This is a genomic window from Planococcus ruber (assembly GCF_022819085.1).
Classification (GTDB): domain Bacteria; phylum Bacillota; class Bacilli; order Bacillales_A; family Planococcaceae; genus Planococcus; species Planococcus ruber.
On sequence record NZ_JALHAG010000001.1, the window covers coordinates 1512114 to 1527941 of the forward strand.

General features: G+C 44.8%; 16 protein-coding genes and 1 riboswitch. Of the genes, 15 read left to right on the forward strand and 1 reads right to left on the reverse strand.

The window, feature by feature from the left end; genetic code table 11:
• Positions 1-60 precede the first annotated feature (60 nt).
• From MTR82_RS07450 to ystJ, 11 genes are all read left to right on the forward strand, one after another.
• Entirely contained in the window at positions 61-759 is a 699-nt protein-coding gene (locus MTR82_RS07450; protein WP_246808522.1) for a CpsD/CapB family tyrosine-protein kinase, read from the forward strand.
• Between the two features lie 13 nt (positions 760-772).
• Complete coding sequence (locus tag MTR82_RS07455) at positions 773-2131, forward strand: phenylacetate--CoA ligase family protein (protein WP_246808523.1); 1359 nt, start codon at positions 773-775, stop codon at positions 2129-2131.
• Between the two features lie 137 nt (positions 2132-2268).
• Entirely contained in the window at positions 2269-3411 is a 1143-nt protein-coding gene (locus MTR82_RS07460; protein ID WP_052650880.1) for a YeiH family protein, read from the forward strand.
• Between the two features lie 145 nt (positions 3412-3556).
• Positions 3557-3886 (forward strand): hypothetical protein, encoded by a 330-nt coding sequence (locus tag MTR82_RS07465; protein ID WP_052650881.1) that lies wholly within the window; start codon positions 3557-3559, stop codon positions 3884-3886.
• Between the two features lie 195 nt (positions 3887-4081).
• The gene (locus MTR82_RS07470; protein ID WP_246808524.1) at positions 4082-5068 is read left to right on the forward strand and encodes a LacI family DNA-binding transcriptional regulator; all 987 of its coding nucleotides are present in this window, start codon (positions 4082-4084) and stop codon (positions 5066-5068) included.
• Between the two features lie 86 nt (positions 5069-5154).
• The gene (hisD, locus tag MTR82_RS07475) at positions 5155-6435 is read left to right on the forward strand and encodes a histidinol dehydrogenase (RefSeq protein WP_246808525.1); all 1281 of its coding nucleotides are present in this window, start codon (positions 5155-5157) and stop codon (positions 6433-6435) included.
• A gap of 143 nt (positions 6436-6578) precedes the next feature.
• The gene (locus MTR82_RS07480; protein ID WP_246808572.1) at positions 6579-7895 is read left to right on the forward strand and encodes a GntP family permease; all 1317 of its coding nucleotides are present in this window, start codon (positions 6579-6581) and stop codon (positions 7893-7895) included.
• 84 nt (positions 7896-7979) lie between these two features.
• Positions 7980-8930, forward strand: a complete 951-nt coding sequence (locus MTR82_RS07485; RefSeq protein WP_246808526.1) for a 3-hydroxyacyl-CoA dehydrogenase family protein — start codon at positions 7980-7982, stop codon at positions 8928-8930.
• On the forward strand, positions 8927-9691 hold the full coding sequence (locus MTR82_RS07490; RefSeq protein WP_246808527.1) for an SDR family NAD(P)-dependent oxidoreductase: 765 nt from the start codon (positions 8927-8929) through the stop codon (positions 9689-9691). The genes MTR82_RS07485 and MTR82_RS07490 overlap by 4 nt, the downstream gene beginning before the upstream one ends.
• A gap of 13 nt (positions 9692-9704) precedes the next feature.
• Positions 9705-10469 carry a 3-hydroxybutyrate dehydrogenase gene (locus MTR82_RS07495; protein ID WP_246808528.1) on the forward strand — a complete coding sequence of 255 codons (765 nt, stop codon included), beginning with the start codon at positions 9705-9707 and terminating at the stop codon, positions 10467-10469.
• Positions 10470-10607: 138 nt separating this feature from the next.
• The gene (gene ystJ, locus MTR82_RS07500; protein WP_425023858.1) at positions 10608-11849 is read left to right on the forward strand and encodes an NADP-dependent malic enzyme; all 1242 of its coding nucleotides are present in this window, start codon (positions 10608-10610) and stop codon (positions 11847-11849) included.
• 69 nt (positions 11850-11918) lie between these two features.
• Here the strand turns inward: ystJ and MTR82_RS07505 are convergent, their stop codons facing one another.
• Positions 11919-13094 (reverse strand): aminotransferase class I/II-fold pyridoxal phosphate-dependent enzyme, encoded by a 1176-nt coding sequence (locus MTR82_RS07505; protein ID WP_246808529.1) that lies wholly within the window; start codon positions 13092-13094, stop codon positions 11919-11921.
• 104 nt (positions 13095-13198) lie between these two features.
• Positions 13199-13304, reverse strand: a riboswitch (SAM riboswitch).
• 209 nt (positions 13305-13513) lie between these two features.
• Here MTR82_RS07505 and MTR82_RS07510 point away from each other — a divergent pair.
• From MTR82_RS07510 to MTR82_RS07525, 4 genes are read left to right on the forward strand one after another with little or no spacing between them, the layout of a single operon-like run.
• Positions 13514-13819: an antibiotic biosynthesis monooxygenase family protein gene (locus MTR82_RS07510; protein ID WP_052650888.1), complete on the forward strand. Its 306-nt coding sequence runs from the start codon at positions 13514-13516 to the stop codon at positions 13817-13819.
• The gene (locus MTR82_RS07515; protein WP_052650889.1) at positions 13816-14187 is read left to right on the forward strand and encodes a hypothetical protein; all 372 of its coding nucleotides are present in this window, start codon (positions 13816-13818) and stop codon (positions 14185-14187) included. Before MTR82_RS07510 ends, MTR82_RS07515 begins: the two co-directional genes overlap by 4 nt.
• Positions 14188-14191: 4 nt before the next feature.
• The gene (locus MTR82_RS07520; protein ID WP_246808530.1) at positions 14192-14845 is read left to right on the forward strand and encodes a cobalamin B12-binding domain-containing protein; all 654 of its coding nucleotides are present in this window, start codon (positions 14192-14194) and stop codon (positions 14843-14845) included.
• Complete coding sequence (locus MTR82_RS07525) at positions 14823-15596, forward strand: STAS domain-containing protein (RefSeq protein ID WP_246808531.1); 774 nt, start codon at positions 14823-14825, stop codon at positions 15594-15596. The genes MTR82_RS07520 and MTR82_RS07525 overlap by 23 nt, the downstream gene beginning before the upstream one ends.
• The last annotated feature ends 232 nt before the right edge of the window (positions 15597-15828 follow it).

Below are 15828 nucleotides of genomic sequence, written 5' to 3' on the forward strand. Positions count from 1 at the left end.
ATAAACCTGCCCTATCGAAAGGAGAGGGGAAATCTTGCAGCACGGAGGAGTTGGAACCCGATGGGGATTCAAAAGAAAACAAAGCATGCAGGCGAAAGAAAGCGCTTCGACATACCCAAAACGAATTCGCTCGCTGCAGAACAATATAGAAGCATCCGCACAAACTTGAATTTTACAATGCCAGATTCGAATGTAAGAACCATTCTCTTCACTTCAGCAACTAACGGGGAAGGGAAGACGACCACCGCTTTAAATATAGCCATCGTCTACGCAGAATCAGGCAAAAAAGTGCTGCTTGTGGATGGCAACATGCGGAGGCCGGCCCTGCATCATTTTTTCGACATTTCAAGCCGCAACGGCTTTTCGAGTTTGCTGATGAAAAAAGGCGAACTTTTGGATACGGTCAAGCGAACGGGCATAGTCGGCTTGGAAGTGCTTCCTTGCGGCCATGTTCCATCCAATCCGGCGGAACTGTTAGGAGCCGCCGCTTTGGAACAATTGATGGCTGAAATGAAAAAGTATTACGATATAGTCATTTTTGATTCGGCTCCGGTTTTAACCATTGCAGATTCGAAAATTTTAGCCAATAAATGCGACGGTACAGTTTTAGTAGCGAGCAGCGGAAAATCCGATAAACAGCAAATAGTAAAAGCAAAGGAAGCATTGCTAGCCGCAAAAGCCACTATATTAGGGGTCATTTTAAATAAACACGAAGTTGGAAAAAGCCGGAATTATTATGAGGGCTATCATTCGGACTAAGGAGGAAGCAGCATTGCGAAATTTCTCATCGATGCTCTATAAGCATCTGCCGATATACTTCCAAAACCTTTATGTGCGCTTCGAAAACAAAAAGGTGAAAAAAGAGCGGTATGGTGAAATCTATGCCGAGTTGCTGCGGGAGCTTGCATCAAAAAGAGCGGATGAATTTGGAGAAGCAGTCCAGTGGAAGGAAATTCACAAATTGCTGAAGCATTCAATCGAGCATAGCCCATTTTATCGGAAGTTTTATGAAGGCATAGATGTAGAAGCGCTCAAAGGTCTTTCTGACTTGCCGAAGCTTCCCGTAGTAGAAAGAGAAGCCATCCATCAAAATATTCAGATGATGCATGCAGCGGATGATTCAGCAGCGGCTATAGCCCATGAAATTGACCGGGAAGGGATCCCGCTTAAGTTTTTGCTTACAAAGGGAGATATCCAAAAGCGCAATGCCTTTATGGATTTCTTTAAACAGCAGGACGGCGCTGACTCTAAAGGACTGAAACAAGCGATTTTCACTTCGAGAAAAATCGTGCCGGAAGCTCAGGAAAAGAAAATCTATTGGAGGGATAACCGTCCAGAGAAGATACGGTTGTATTCAAACTACTATTGCACGAATGGCAATTCGGAAGTGTACATTCGAAACTTGAACGATTTCAAGCCGGCACTTATCATCGGGACTGCTCCCATCCTATACAAGCTGGCTGCCTTTTTGAACGAAGCGCAGGAGAAGCTGGCTTCCCCGCCGCAAGCGCTCTTTTTGCAAGGGGGACTAATGGATGCTGCTCAAAGAACAGAAATCGAAAAAGCTTTTGGCTGTCCGGTGAGAAATTTGTTTCTTCCGTCTTATGAATTTCCGGTCATGTCCGAATGCGAGGCAGGGAAATTCCACGTCCATCCTAAAGCCGGCATTATTGAACTGGCTGAAGATGGAGAAATGATTGTGACGAATTTTATGAGCTATGGGACGCCGATTATAAGATGCAGAACAGGGGAATATGCAGAAGTGAAGGATGCGGAGTCTCCTTGTGCCTGTGGATCTACCCAACCTGTTATTAAAAGCCGCAAAGATCCTGATTCCAGCCGTTTGCGTACAGCAGATAACGCCAAAGTAGACATTCCGCAATTGGATGAAACCGGCCATGAGTTATCCGACGGCATAAAGAAAATCCATTTTTTCCAACACAAAAAAGAAGCGATTGAAGTGTTTGTCGAAGCTGGAGAGTCCTATACAAATGAATTGACTGAAACGATTCACCAAAATTTACAGTCCGCATTCAGCCAGGATACGAAATTTAATATCCGGGTGGTTGAAGAAATGCCACGAAGCCTTAAAGATGATTTTCAATTAGTCATTAACAAATTGGCCAAATAGCGTGATAGTAAAACTGGGAACAGGGAGAAATCCCTGTTCTTTTTTCGTGGAGTGCCTTAGAAGCCTGTTCATTCCCTCTAATGCTTTGAAAATGTTACGATAGGAAAGACTAGTTAGAGGTAAGGAGAAGAAGGATTATGGTTAAAAATGTTAAGAAAGCATCTTTTCTCCGCCTGATTCCAGGATTATTGCTTTGTTTTATCGTCATGATGGCGGGGATCATCGGTGCAGATTGGATTGGCGCTGCATTGCGCGCTGCAGCAATTTTGCCGGAGGGCGGCGCTAGCCCAATATCAGGGATTTTTGTAGCCATCGTGCTTGGAATCCTGATCCGCAATACAATCGGTTTGCCGGATGCATTTGCTAAAGGCATCAGTTTTGCCCTTAAATATGCATTGCGCGCGGGAATTATTTTGCTCGGACTGCGCCTGAGCATGACAGAAGCGTTAAAATTAGGAGCTTGGGGATTGCCGCTCATCGTGGCATGTATTTCAGTCGGACTTTTTGTAACCTTATTTTTTACCGCGAAAATGAATCAATCCAAGCGATTAGGGACGTTGATTGCGACAGGCACCGGCATTTGCGGTGTTACCGCCATTATGGCGACAGCACCTGTTATTAAAGCAAAGGAAAATGAAATATCCTATGCAGTTGCCAATATTACGATTTTCGGTTTGCTCGGCATGCTGTTTTATCCATACCTGGCCAATGCTTTTTTCGCTGATGAGCCGATAAAAGCGGGGTTATTCCTGGGTACGGCCATCCATGATACAGCGCAAGTTACAGGGGCAGCGTTAATCTACGATCAATTGTACAATTCGTCGACAGTAGTCGATGTCGCAACGATCACGAAACTTACCCGCAATGTGTTCATCATCGCGGTCATCCCGTTTGTCTCATTCTTGTTCTACCGGAACAATCGGGAAAATGGGCAGGCAGCTCAATTGCCGAAATGGTATAAATTATTCCCATTATTTATTTTAGGGTTTCTATTGCTGTCGTTGCTGCGGACAATTGGCGACTCTACCGTTGCTTCTTCCGGTTTGGCTTTTGGCCTATTTGATCCGGCGGCGTGGGAAGGCTTTTATAGTTTCTGGAGTTCTTTTGGCTCCACATACATGCTCGGGCTTGCAATGGCAGCCGTCGGGCTAGGCACGAACTTGAAAGTCTTCAAAGGCATGGGCATCAAGCCGTTCTATATCGGGTTTATCGCAGCGATTTCCGTCGGCATGGTCAGCTTATTGCTGATCTCTTTATTCGGCGGATTCATATCGGTGTAAATGAAAAAAAGACCAGTGGCCATCGCCGCTGGTTTTTGGGTTGGATGGAAAGCCGACAGATTGGGAAGCCAAATCTGCAGGCATACGTTTTTGGAAGAAAGGCTAAGGGTATGGAATGGCAAAGGACTGAAGGAGAGTGGACGGAATGGAAGTTGTAGCGAAAAGAGACTTGTTGAAAGACCGGTATGGCAATTATTATTTCGTTTCCTATGCAGGCAAAGATTCATTAACGCTCATCAATGCAGCCTTGTACTACGCATTTAAGGAAATTATGAGTGAAGAACTTGTCGAAAGAGTGAAAGCGCAATATCCAAATGATGTCGCTTGCGGCAAATATTTTGCGGATCTGGTAAAAACCCATATCGAAAAAATTGAAAAAGGTGAAATTCCCGGAAACATCTATGATATTGAAGAAGTGAAAGGCAAATTCGATTTGCATATGAAGCCGATTTATGATGAATCCTTTCATTTGTGAAAATGGCCCAGTACGAAGCTCCATTGCTTCTGCTGGGTTTTTCTAATGGGCAGAAAAAGATGCAGAAACCGTAAACTGAAAGATCAATTTATCAATAAGCCGCTTTATATTCGGAAATACTAGAAGCAATTAGTGCTTAAGAATGGAAAATAGTGTATTCTATTATTCGAATATATCGGAAAAGGGTTGATGGACATGAATCATACAGTCACTGCAAAAGACGTTGCCAAACTAGCAGGAGTTTCCCAATCTTCTGTATCCCGCGTCTATTTTGAGGGAGCAAAAGTGTCGGAAAAAACACGGTTAAAAGTATTGGCGGCTGCTAAACAATTGGGTTACCGGCCCAATGAATTTGCCCGAAGCTTAATCACCAACCGGACCCGGATTATCGGACTGGTAATGAAAGGCGTGGACAATCCTTTTTACCCGCAGGTATTGACCCGGTTTACAGCAGCGTTCAAGGCATTGGGGTTTAGTGTATTATTCGTTCATACCAACAATGAAGAATTGGAAGCAGAAGATATTGAAATACTATTAAATTACAACGTAGCAGGCGTTATTATCACCGATGCGACAATGTCATTAAATGTAGCAAATGAATTTAAAGAAAATAAAATTCCGCTTGTCTTTTTTAACCGTAAATTGCAGACCGATGATTTCTATTCCGTCAGCTGCAACAACTTGGATGCAGGACGTAAAGTAGCAATGTACTTGTTAGAAAAAGGGGTAACTGACATGGTATATATCAGCGGCAATGAAGATACTTCGACAAGCCGTGAGCGGCAAAGAGGTTTTTTTGAAGTGCTTGAAAGCCGACAGATTCCTTATACAAAATATGCTTCTAATTATACGTATGAAGGAGGCTACCAAACAGCTCTTAAAGCAATCCGATCGGGACATGTACCGGCAGCTTTTTTTGTAGCCAATGACATTATGGCACTTGGAACAGTAGATGCTTTGAAACAACAAGGGGTGAAAATTCCTGAAGAGACGAAAGTTATCGGATTTGATGATATTGAAATGGCTGATTGGCCTTCATATCAACTGACAACTTGGCGGCAGCCTGTAGAGAAAATGATTCATTTTACAACTTCATACTTAATGGATGAAATTGCTGCATATACAGGGAAATCAGGAAAAGTAGAAGTGGATGGAGCCTTAATTGAACGACTGACAACTTAGAAAAATGTTGACTTTTATAAATAATTGAAATATTCTTCTAGGTAGAGTGAAATTTGCATACGTATGCAAAAAATGGAGGGATTCAAATGGTTGAAGTGTTAAAAGCAGGTAAATCGCAGGAAGAAGTAAGCGCCAGCGATTCGAAAGTTTCTCAAATCGTTGCCGAGGCCTTAAAGGATGTAGAAGCTAGAGGAGACAAAGCAGTAAAAGAGCTTTCTGAGAAATTCGATAAATGGGCTCCGGAATCATTCCGGTTAAGTGAAGCGCAAATAAATGAAATCGTTTCCAAAGTTCCGTCAGAGGTGATAGAGGATATTAAGTTTGCCCAAAAAAATATCCGTGCATTTGCAGAAGCGCAATTGGCTTCTCTGAATGATGTAGAGGTCGAGCATATTCCAGGCGTTATTTTAGGCCATAAAAATATTCCGGTAAACAGTGTAGGCTGCTACATTCCTGGCGGGCGCTATCCAATGGTAGCTTCGGCACATATGAGTGTGATGACAGCAAAAGTTGCTGGGGTCAAACGGGTTATCGCTTGCACACCGCCAATTAACGGAGAAATTCCACATGCGACGATCGCAGCGATGTCGTTGGCAGGCGCTGATGAAATTTACTTGCTTGGCGGCATCCAGGCGATGGGGGCCATGGCCATTGGCACGGAAACAATTGAAGCTGTCGACATGATTGTTGGTCCGGGCAACGCATTTGTTGCGGAAGCAAAACGCCAGCTTTATGGACGCGTAGGAATTGATTTGTTTGCTGGGCCTACGGAAACACTGGTAGTTGCTGACCATACAGCGGATGCAGAAATGGTCGCAACAGATATTTTAGGACAAGGTGAACATGGACCGACTTCTCCTGGGGCATTGATTACCACTTCCAGAGAGTTGGCTGAAGAAACCGTAAAAGAAATTGAACGCCAATTGGAAACTTTGCCGACAGCAGACGTTGCACGTGTATCCTGGTCGGATTACGGACAGATTTTATTGGTTGATTCCATTGAAGAAGCGCGTATAGAAGCGGATCGTTTAGCTTTCGAACACGTTGAAATCCTGACGGAAGATCCCGATTATTTCTTAGAAAATATGACGAATTATGGCTGCTTATTCCTAGGGCCAGAAACAAATGTCGCATACGGTGACAAAGTGATTGGAACCAACCATACGCTGCCGACTAAAGGCGCAGCCCGCTATACAGGCGGACTATGGGTAGGAAAGTTTATCAAAACCGTGACGTATCAAAAAGTGACCACTCCGGAAGCGAGCGCCTATATTGGTGAATATGCAGCACGCCTATGCCAATTGGAAAACTTCGCTGGGCATGCCGAACAGGCACTATTGCGTGTGAGAAGATACGGCAACAAATAATTTTTCACAACCGTCAGCGGGAAATCAATTCCCGCTGATTTCTGTATAAAGTGGACACATGGTGCAGAAAAGTTTTGCTCGTGATTTACATTAGGGGGAGCAGGGCTTGGGATTTTAAGAAGAGGGGGAAAGGTATGTTGGGCATTATCGGCATGATTGGAATGTTCGGCGGGTTGGCTCTGCTGATTTATTTAACAATGAGAGGGATGAATTTACTTATTGCAGCCCCATTGACGGCGCTGTTAGTAGCAATATTCAACGGATTGCCCATTTTTCCGCAATTAGCGGAAGAGGGAGCGGCAAACTTTTTAACGAACTATATGACAGGGTTTACTGGATTTATCGCTTCATGGTATTTAATGTTCTTAGCTGGTGCTATATTTGGAAAAGTTATGGAGGACAGCGGTGCAGCTGATAGCGTTTCCCAATGGATTGTTGGAAAAATCGGCATGAAACGGGCGGCGCTCGCGGTTGTCATTGCCTGTGCCGTGCTGACTTACGGAGGAGTCAGCCTATTCGTTGTCGCGTTTTCTGTTTATCCGATGGCACTGAGCTTGTTCAGACAAGCAGATTTGCCGAGACGCTTTATTCCGGCGGCGCTTGGATTTGGTTCTACGACTTTTACAATGACTTCAGCGGGATCTCCGGAAATTCAAAACTGGATTCCAATTGAATTCTTAAAGACAACTCCCTATGCAGGATGGGAAGTCAGTATTTTCGTTGCTATATTTATGATGATTTTCGGTTATTGGTGGCTGAAAAAAATGATCAACAAAGCATTGGCAAATGGAGAACGTTTTGTCGCACGTGCAACGGATGAAACGCAGGAAACCAGAAAAGATTTGCCGAATCCATTGCTCAGCATGATTCCATTAGCGGTTGTCCTCATCATTTCATTTATCTTCCATAATAGTTTAGGGACTTCTGCGTTAATCATTGCGTTATCCGGCGGGATTTTAGCTACGTACCTAATCAACCGGAAGTATTTCCATAATTTTGGAAAAGCGGTCGGGGACGGCGCAATGGGCGCTGTTGTTGCAATTGCCAATACGGCTGCAGTAGTCGGTTTTGGCGGTGTGGTAAAAGCCACGCCATCTTTTGAAGCAGCTGTAGATGTGATGACTGGAATTCCAGGAAGCCCATTAATCGGCGGCGCGTTGGCGGTTGCCATTATCGCAGGACTTACAGGATCTTCATCAGGCGGGCAAGCCATTGCCTTGCCATTGCTGGCTCCTCATTATCTGGATCTTGGCGTCGATCCGGAAGCATTGCATCGGTCAGTCGCGATTTCTTCGGGGTCTCTGGATTCCTTGCCGCAAGGCGGATACGTGGTAACCACTATACGATCAATTGCTGGAGAAACGCATAAAGACGCGTATCCGGCATTCGGGGCATTGACTGTAGTTGTTCCGATTCTCGGAACCGTATTGGCTGTTATTCTATTTTCACTAGGTTTATAAAAAAGCGATACCCAAAAAACTTTTTTTCGACCAAAAGTTTTTTGGGTATACTTCGTTTCATAACATATAAAAGGGGTGTAAAGAATGGAAAAAATTTCGATTCTTGGCTGTGGGACAATGGGGCATTCCATTGCTTTATCAGCTGCATGGTTTGGGCAAAATATAAACGTTTACGGAATTGATGAGCAAGATTTGGCTCTTGCAGCTAAAGGGCTCAACAGAAAATTGAAAGTTATGGCTGCCAATGGACTTTTTGATGAGGAAGAAGCAAATCGGATCAACAGCCGGATTTATTTTTCGTCCTCTTTGGAAGAAGTTGTTTCCGAAAGTACCATTATTATTGAAGTGATTCCAGAAGTTCTTGAGTTGAAGAAAGAAATGTATGCACGGTTAGAAGCATTGGTGGACGAAGATGTCATCATCGCAAGCAATACGTCCGGGTTCATGCCGAGCCTGCTGGCAGCGGATATGAAAGTCCCTCAGCGATTCATTGTAACTCATTTTTGGAATCCTGGACATCTTATCCCTTTAGTCGAAGTGGTAAAAGGAGAAAAAACGATTGATGCAACTGTAGAGCGGGCAATGGCCATGATCCATTCCATGCGCAAGAAGCCAATTTTGCTGCAAAAGGAATTGCCCGGCTTTATCGGCAATCGGCTTCAATATGCGTTGTTTCGTGAAGCGCAAGCGCTGCTGGATTCAGGAGCCGCAACCAAAGAAGACATTGATGCAGCCGTTACATACAGCATTGGCCGGCGACTGCCTGTTACAGGTCCGTTAATGACTGCAGATTTAGGCGGGTTGGATGTATTCTCTGCCATTTCAAATTATTTGTTTGAAGATTTAGCAACAGATCAACATTCAGGTGAAACATTGACAAGACTTGTGGAGGAAAATAAATTCGGTGATAAGAGCGGCAAGGGATTCTATGATTGGGAAGCGGAAACCTCAGACAAAATCAATGAAGAGCGTGAACAGACGCTGATCCATTTTTTGAAAAATGATCTTAAAAGAAACGGAGGCATCCGTCCGTGAAGAATTACTTTTCAGAACTTGCAGGAAAAACAGTGGTTGTCACAGGGGGAAGCAAAGGCATCGGCAAAGAAATTGCTTTGGCTTTTGCTGAACTGAAGGCCAATGTGGTCATTTCAGGGCGCAGTGAAGAGGCATTAAATGAAGCTTTAGCAGAGCTAAAGAAGTTTAACAGCAGCTGCTTCGCGGTTCAAGGCGATTTAAGCGAAATTCAAAACGTCCGTAAATTAATTGATGCAGCTGCTGAACAGTTTGGTACGGTGGATATTTTAGTTAATAATGCAGGAGTCAATATTGCCAAGCCAGCGATGGAAGTGACAGAAGAAGACTGGGATACCGTTCTCGATTTAAATTTAAAGTCAGTTTTTTTCGCCAGTCAAGCCGCAGCCAAATATATGATTGCCCAAAAAAGCGGGAAAATCATTAATATCGCATCTCAAATGGCCTTTGTCGGCTATGTAAAGCGCGCAGCTTATTGTTCAAGCAAAGGCGGTTTGGTTCAATTGACGAAAGCTTTAGCTGTGGAATGGGCGGAACACGGTGTTCATGTCAATGGGGTGGCGCCGACGTTTATTGAAACCGAGCTGACTTCCAAGATGTTCGAAGATCTGCATTTTCAAGAAGACGTCAATCGCCGTATCTTATTGGACGGGCTCTCTCAGCCAAAAGATATCTCAGGTGCTGTTTTGTACTTAGCATCGGATCTTGCAAATTTCGTTACAGGTGAAACAATCAAAGTGGACGGCGGCTGGACCGCTATTTAAAGGAGGGTTCTAAATGGAAGGGAAAGTCTTGTTTATTACAGGAGCCGCGAGGGGAATTGGATTTGACATTGCACATGCCTTTTCAGCAGCAGGCGCCAAAGTGGTTATTTCGGATTTGACACAAGAAGCAGTAGATGAAGCTGCGGCAAAAATGCCTGGAGAATCGCGGGGCATTGTTTGCGATGTAACGAAGGAACAAGATATCAAAAATGCAATAGATTATACGGTTGAGGCGTTTGGCCGCCTCGATTTTCTGGTTAACAATGCCGGAATGCAGCACGTTTCCCTGTTGGAAGATTTTCCAACGGAGAAGTTTGAACTGCTCGTTAAAATTATGTTAACGGCTCCTTTTATTGCGACCAAATATGCTTTGCCCTATATGCGTGAACAGAAATTTGGCCGCATTCTCAATATGGCTTCCATTAACGGCGTCATCGGCTTTGCAGGAAAAGCGGCTTATAATTCCGCCAAACATGGTGTCATCGGATTAACGAAAGTGGCGGCACTTGAAGCGGCTGCTGATGGTATTACCGTAAATGCGATTTGTCCAGGGTATGTGGATACTTTACTGGTGCGGAATCAGTTTGCAGATTTAGCAAAAACACGGAAGATTGAGCTTGAGCAAGTGTTGGAAGAAGTGCTGTATCCATTGGTGCCGCAAAAGCGTTTGCTTGATGTTAAAGAAATTACCGATTTAGCCCTCTATCTGGCAAGCGATTCTGCTAAAGGAATGACAGGGCAAGCTATTATTTTGGATGGCGGCTATACCGCACAATAAAAAATAGGAAGGAAGCGATAAGAGAAAGCGCTTCCTTTCTTTAACCCCTCAGTCAAAAGTCCGAATATTATGAAAAATTCTTTTAATTTTTCGAAATCCCTCTATAATGAACCATTATGTATTGAAGGAGATGAAGCGATGTCGAATCTGAGAAATGACTCTTTGCAATTGCATCTGCAGCATAAAGGGAAGTTGGAAGTCCGGTCAAAAGTGGCAGTAGAAAATGGACGCGATTTAAGCCTCGCTTATTCTCCAGGAGTGGCTGAACCGTGCAAGGAAATTGCGCTGGATCCGGCCAAAGTCTACGACTACACGATGAAAGGCAATACAGTCGCCGTTGTCACAGATGGCACTGCTGTACTCGGACTTGGAAATATTGGGCCGGGAGCTGCCTTGCCTGTCATGGAAGGAAAAGCCGTGCTTTTTAAAGAGTTTGCCGGAGTGGATGCTTTTCCGATTTGCCTTGGAACAACAGATGCCGAAACCATTATCCAGACCGTGAAGTTATTGGAACCCGGATTTGGTGGCGTGAATTTAGAGGATATCTCAGCTCCGGCTTGCTTTATCGTGGAACAGCGTTTAAAGGAAGAGATGAATATTCCTGTATTCCATGACGACCAGCATGGAACCGCCATTGTTACTTTAGCTGGCCTGGTCAATGCGCTAAAATTGGTCGGCAAAGAAATTGCCGACACGAGAGTCGTTGTGAACGGAGCAGGCGCTGCGGGGATTGCTGTGGTCAAGCTTTTGAGTAGATTCGGTTTTACGAATGTGATGATGTGCGATACAAAAGGTGCGATTTTCAAAGGCCGAGCTTATGGAATGAATCCTTTTAAAGAAGAGGTAGCGGAGATGACCAACTATGAGCGCAAGGAAGGATTGCTCCACGAAGTCATTATCGGTGCGGACGTCTTTATTGGAGTTTCTGCAGAAGGCGCGTTAACCGAAGAAATGGTAAGGGAGATGGCAGAAGATCCCATCATTTTTGCAATGGCCAATCCAAATCCGGAAATCTTGCCCCATGAAGCTAAACGGGCAGGAGCCAAAGTAATCGGCACGGGGCGTTCAGATTTTCCGAACCAAGTGAACAATGTATTAGCTTTTCCGGGCATATTCAGAGGAGCGCTGGACGTGCAAGCCAGTGAAATCAATGATGCAATGAAAATCGCTGCAGTGGAAGCTATAGCCGATTTGATTGGAGAGCATGAACTCCGGGAGGACTATGTCATTCCGGCTCCCTTCGATCTGCGCGTGGCTGAAGCAGTTGCCAAAGCGGTAGCCCAGGCGGCAATTGAAACAGGGGTAGCAAACTATTCCACTTGTCCGAACCTTGATGCTGAAAGTGCTGATGACTTCACAGCGGTTATCGTAAAAGAGTAACCATATATAATATAGAAGAAAGCCGTTCACCTTTTAGAAGATGGACGGCTTTTTTGATTTGGGCAGCATTTATTTAGAGAATAGGGCTTGTGGACTGGTTTGATGGACTTTTTTCAATGCTTGCTCGAGATCTTCAAGCAAGTCATCCGTATATTCCAACCCAACGGACAATCGCAGCAAGCCGTCGGTAATGCCGCGCTGCTCACGCTGTTTTTGGGGCATAGCGGCATGAGACATGGTGGCTGGATACGACAGAATCGTTTCAACGGCTCCGAGCGATACCGCGAAAACCGGGATTTGCAAACTATCGACAAAAACTTTAGCAGCCGCTTTATCGGCAAGCCGCAAAGACAAAACCGCGCCAGCCCCACGTGCTTGTCGCTCATGAATCGGATTCCCTGGATGGAATCGGAATCCTGGATAATAGACTTCTTCAACAACGGGGTGGCTATGCAAATAATCAGCAATGATGCGGGCTGATGCGGAAGACTGTTTCATACGGGCTCCAAGTGTTTTGATGCCTTGAAGGAGTGAATAGGAATCTTGCGCCCCTAAAATCGAACCGAATGTGTTCTGGATAAAAGCGAGCCGGCTGCCGAGTTCTTCATCCTTTGTCACGGCAAGCCCGGCAATGATGTCGCTGTGGCCAGAAAGGAATTTTGTAGCACTATGCAAAACGATGTCTGCTCCAAGATCAAGCGGGTTTTGATAAAGAGGCGTCATGAATGTATTATCAACAAAAGTTAAACAATCGTTTGCTTTGGCAAGTTTAGCCGCAATTTCAATATCGGTGATGTTCATCACCGGGTTTGAAGGCGTTTCGATATAGATGACCTTTGTGTTTTCGCGGATAGCCGAAGCCATCTCACTGAGATCGGTCATATTGACAAATGTGTAGTCGATATTGAATTTGTTCAGGACTTCTGTGACGAAACGGTAAGTTCCGCCGTAAACGTCTTCCGAAACAAGGACGTGGTCTCCCGCAGATAGGAGCATGAAAGCAGAGGAGATGGCGGCCATGCCCGAAGAAAAGGCAAACCCGCGGGTGCCATTTTCAAGTTTTGCAATGGTTTCCTCTAACTTTTGGCGCGTCGGATTGCCGGATCGGCTGTAGTCGAATGGTCCGAACTCATCAATATTGGGCTGATGATAAGTGGAAGACAAATAAATAGGGACATTGACCGCCCCTGTTTCTTTGTCTACGCCGGTTGAATGGATAAAACGAGTCTCTAAGTGGTTGGTCATCATAAAAACCTCCTATTAGTTGTAAAGAACAGCTCCTATTCGTGAATCGAAAAATGGAGCTTTCTTCAGCAAGAAGAAAGCTCCGTTTCATAAGGAACGCGTTCTTCTCATCTTTAAGGCCGAAGCCTTTTGGAATTAGCACCGTGGCCTTCTTCAGGCTGGTTGCTGAGACATCAAAGGGCCAAATCCCTCCGTCTCTCTTGATAAGAAATACATAATATGAAGTTATGGATGTTGCGATGTCTTCAAGCTTAAACCATCTTGACAGAAACTGCAAGGAAAATTATGAAAATATTCTTTTAATAAAAAGGGGAAACGTTAATATCCTAATGCTTTAACCGCAAATAGGGGATTCCTTTTAATTCGAAAGACGAAAGGCTATAATGGATATCAACACTTTAATTCAAAGGGGTAATCTGATGTATATTGTGACGTCCACTGTTGTGGTGCCTGAAGAGAAGACTCAGGACCTCATTGATATTTACCGAAAACGTTCGAGACGGGTCGATAAAGCGCCGGGATTCCATTCTTTCCGGCTGATCCAGAATACAAAGAAGCGCAATGAACTGACTGTCCATCTGGAATGGCATTCGAAAGAGGCTTATATGGAATGGGTAAGAAGCAGCGAATTCAAGGAAATCCATGATCTCGAAAAGCATTACCCCGACAAAGCGCTGGCCGGAATTGTACCGAAAGTGCATCAGTATGAGGTGGTAGCAGAATGAATCAAGCGTTAAAGAAGCAAATCGCCAAAAGTACAGCCAATCAAATCTATGAAGCCTACCCATTTTTATGGGATCGTTTCGGTGAGCGTGGATTTGAACATACGGAAAAAGACAATCTGCATCATCTTGACCATTTGGAAACAGCGTATGATTTAAACGATAAACAAGTGTTTTTGGATTACACGATATGGCTGGAAAAGGTATTAACGAGCCGGAATGTCGGAGCCGATTTGATCATAGATAACTTTGAGAGACTTATAGGCTTCATTGAAGCAGAAGCTGAACAGAAAGAAAAAGAATTTATGCAGCAATGCCTTCAAGAAGCAAATGATTTATTGAAAGGCAGCAATTTGAAGAAGGGAGGTTGATCAGATGATTCAACCAACCGAACTGGCAGAACTTTTTTTGCAGGGCAATGACCGGGAAGCGCTGAAGCAAGTCCAGCAATTTCTCGACAGCCATAATCGGAAAAAACTTTTTGATCAGCTATTAACGCCCGCCATGTACCATATTGGCGAGTTATGGGAAACCAATGCAATTTCAGTGGCAGACGAACACCTTGCGACAGCTATTTGTGATTTTGTCGTTTCGGTCATAGATAAACGCAGAGAAGAAGAACACGCTGCAAAACGAAAAGTTATGGTGCTGGGACCGGAAGGGGAAGAGCATTACATCGGATTGAAAATGGTCTCAAGCCTTTTTCGGGAACACGATTGGTCCGTCAATTATTTAGGGCCCAATATGCCGCTTGACCACGCAATGGAAGCTGCTAATCGGTGGCAGCCGGACGCCATCGCTTTATCGGCAGCGCTCGTTTATCGCATGCCAACTTTAAAAGCGTATATAAATAAATTTAAAGAATTGGCGCATGCTCCTGCAATCATCGTCGGAGGGCGGGCCGCTGCCTTTGAAAGCAGCCGCATCCTGATTGTGGAAGGCGCCATTTTAGTGAAAGACCTTGAGCAACTGGAACACTGGATCAAAACGGGAGAGGAGCCGGACGATGAATACAGAATTTCAATATGATGACTTGCCGCTCCCGGCTTTTCGGTTAAATGAAAAGCTTTCAGTAGTCAATTGTTCCGAAGAAGCGCTGCGCCTATTCGGCAAGGTTTCGTCATTCTTGGAAATTGTCGATGAAGCAAGTGCGAATAAGGCAAGGAAGATGCTGGCTTCTGGAATGGCAGTTGAAAAGTTTGAGCTGAATGTAATTGCGCAGCCAAGCAAGCTGATTTTGGCCGATGTTTTTGCTAAATGGGACAGCCAATTTAGCTTATCCGTCATCCTTGTTCCGAAAGATGATGAACTGGCAGGCATCGTTCAGCAGCTCGCCCAGCTTCGTTCCCGGCTGAATGAAACCGATTATGATTTATTCCTGGAAAAAGAGCGGACAGCTGATTTGCTGCAGCAAGTCCAGGAATTGTCAGCCCCATGCATCCAATTGGATAGCATGCGGCTGCTGATTCCGGTATTTGGAGAATTATCCAGAGAAAAAGTGGAAGCCGTGAGTGCCCGCCTGCTGGAAAATATATATCAAGTGAATGCGGAAACGACCATTATGGATTTTACGGCTATAACGAAAATTACAAGCCAAGGATTGACCAGCTTAGAATCCCTTCTACAGACAATCTCCGTCATGGGAACAGAAAGCATTATTTGTGGCGTAAAGCCGAGCCATGCAAAAAAGCTGCACCATCTCCAATCGCTCGTCTCCGTAAAGTTTGCTTCTTCGCTGCAGGAAGTCATTGCCTTGCGTCCAGAAACCAGCAAAAGCTGACTCGAAAATCTCGAGTTGGCTTTTATTATTTAAGTGGATTTGTATGGCGAGCTGCTTCCGCTTTTCTATGTCCAGACTCCAGCGGCCAGCCACTCGGGATCATAAGCCAACCCGGCTGTGCGGCAGAAAAACGCCGCTTCGCCGGTTTGCCTTATGCCTTTCGTGGCTAACCGGCCGATTCCGCTTTTCTATGTCCAGACTCCAGCGGCCAGCCACTCGGGATTATAAGCCA

Bases quoted from the DNA above. Each gene is read 5' to 3' on its own strand.
- MTR82_RS07495 (WP_246808528.1), top strand. From the start codon at position 9,705: ATGGAAGGGAAAGTCTTGTTTATTACAGGAGCCGCGAGGGGAATTGGA.
- MTR82_RS07450 (WP_246808522.1), top strand. From the start codon at position 61: ATGGGGATTCAAAAGAAAACAAAGCATGCAGGCGAAAGAAAGCGCTTC.
- hisD (WP_246808525.1), top strand. From the start codon at position 5,155: ATGGTTGAAGTGTTAAAAGCAGGTAAATCGCAGGAAGAAGTAAGCGCC.
- MTR82_RS07470 (WP_246808524.1), top strand. From the start codon at position 4,082: ATGAATCATACAGTCACTGCAAAAGACGTTGCCAAACTAGCAGGAGTT.
- MTR82_RS07525 (WP_246808531.1), top strand. From the start codon at position 14,823: ATGAATACAGAATTTCAATATGATGACTTGCCGCTCCCGGCTTTTCGG.
- MTR82_RS07460 (WP_052650880.1), top strand. From the start codon at position 2,269: ATGGTTAAAAATGTTAAGAAAGCATCTTTTCTCCGCCTGATTCCAGGA.
- MTR82_RS07510 (WP_052650888.1), top strand. From the start codon at position 13,514: ATGTATATTGTGACGTCCACTGTTGTGGTGCCTGAAGAGAAGACTCAG.
- MTR82_RS07505 (WP_246808529.1), bottom strand. From the start codon at position 13,094: ATGACCAACCACTTAGAGACTCGTTTTATCCATTCAACCGGCGTAGAC.
- MTR82_RS07465 (WP_052650881.1), top strand. From the start codon at position 3,557: ATGGAAGTTGTAGCGAAAAGAGACTTGTTGAAAGACCGGTATGGCAAT.
- MTR82_RS07515 (WP_052650889.1), top strand. From the start codon at position 13,816: ATGAATCAAGCGTTAAAGAAGCAAATCGCCAAAAGTACAGCCAATCAA.
- MTR82_RS07485 (WP_246808526.1), top strand. From the start codon at position 7,980: ATGGAAAAAATTTCGATTCTTGGCTGTGGGACAATGGGGCATTCCATT.
- MTR82_RS07520 (WP_246808530.1), top strand. From the start codon at position 14,192: ATGATTCAACCAACCGAACTGGCAGAACTTTTTTTGCAGGGCAATGAC.
- ystJ (WP_425023858.1), top strand. From the start codon at position 10,608: ATGTCGAATCTGAGAAATGACTCTTTGCAATTGCATCTGCAGCATAAA.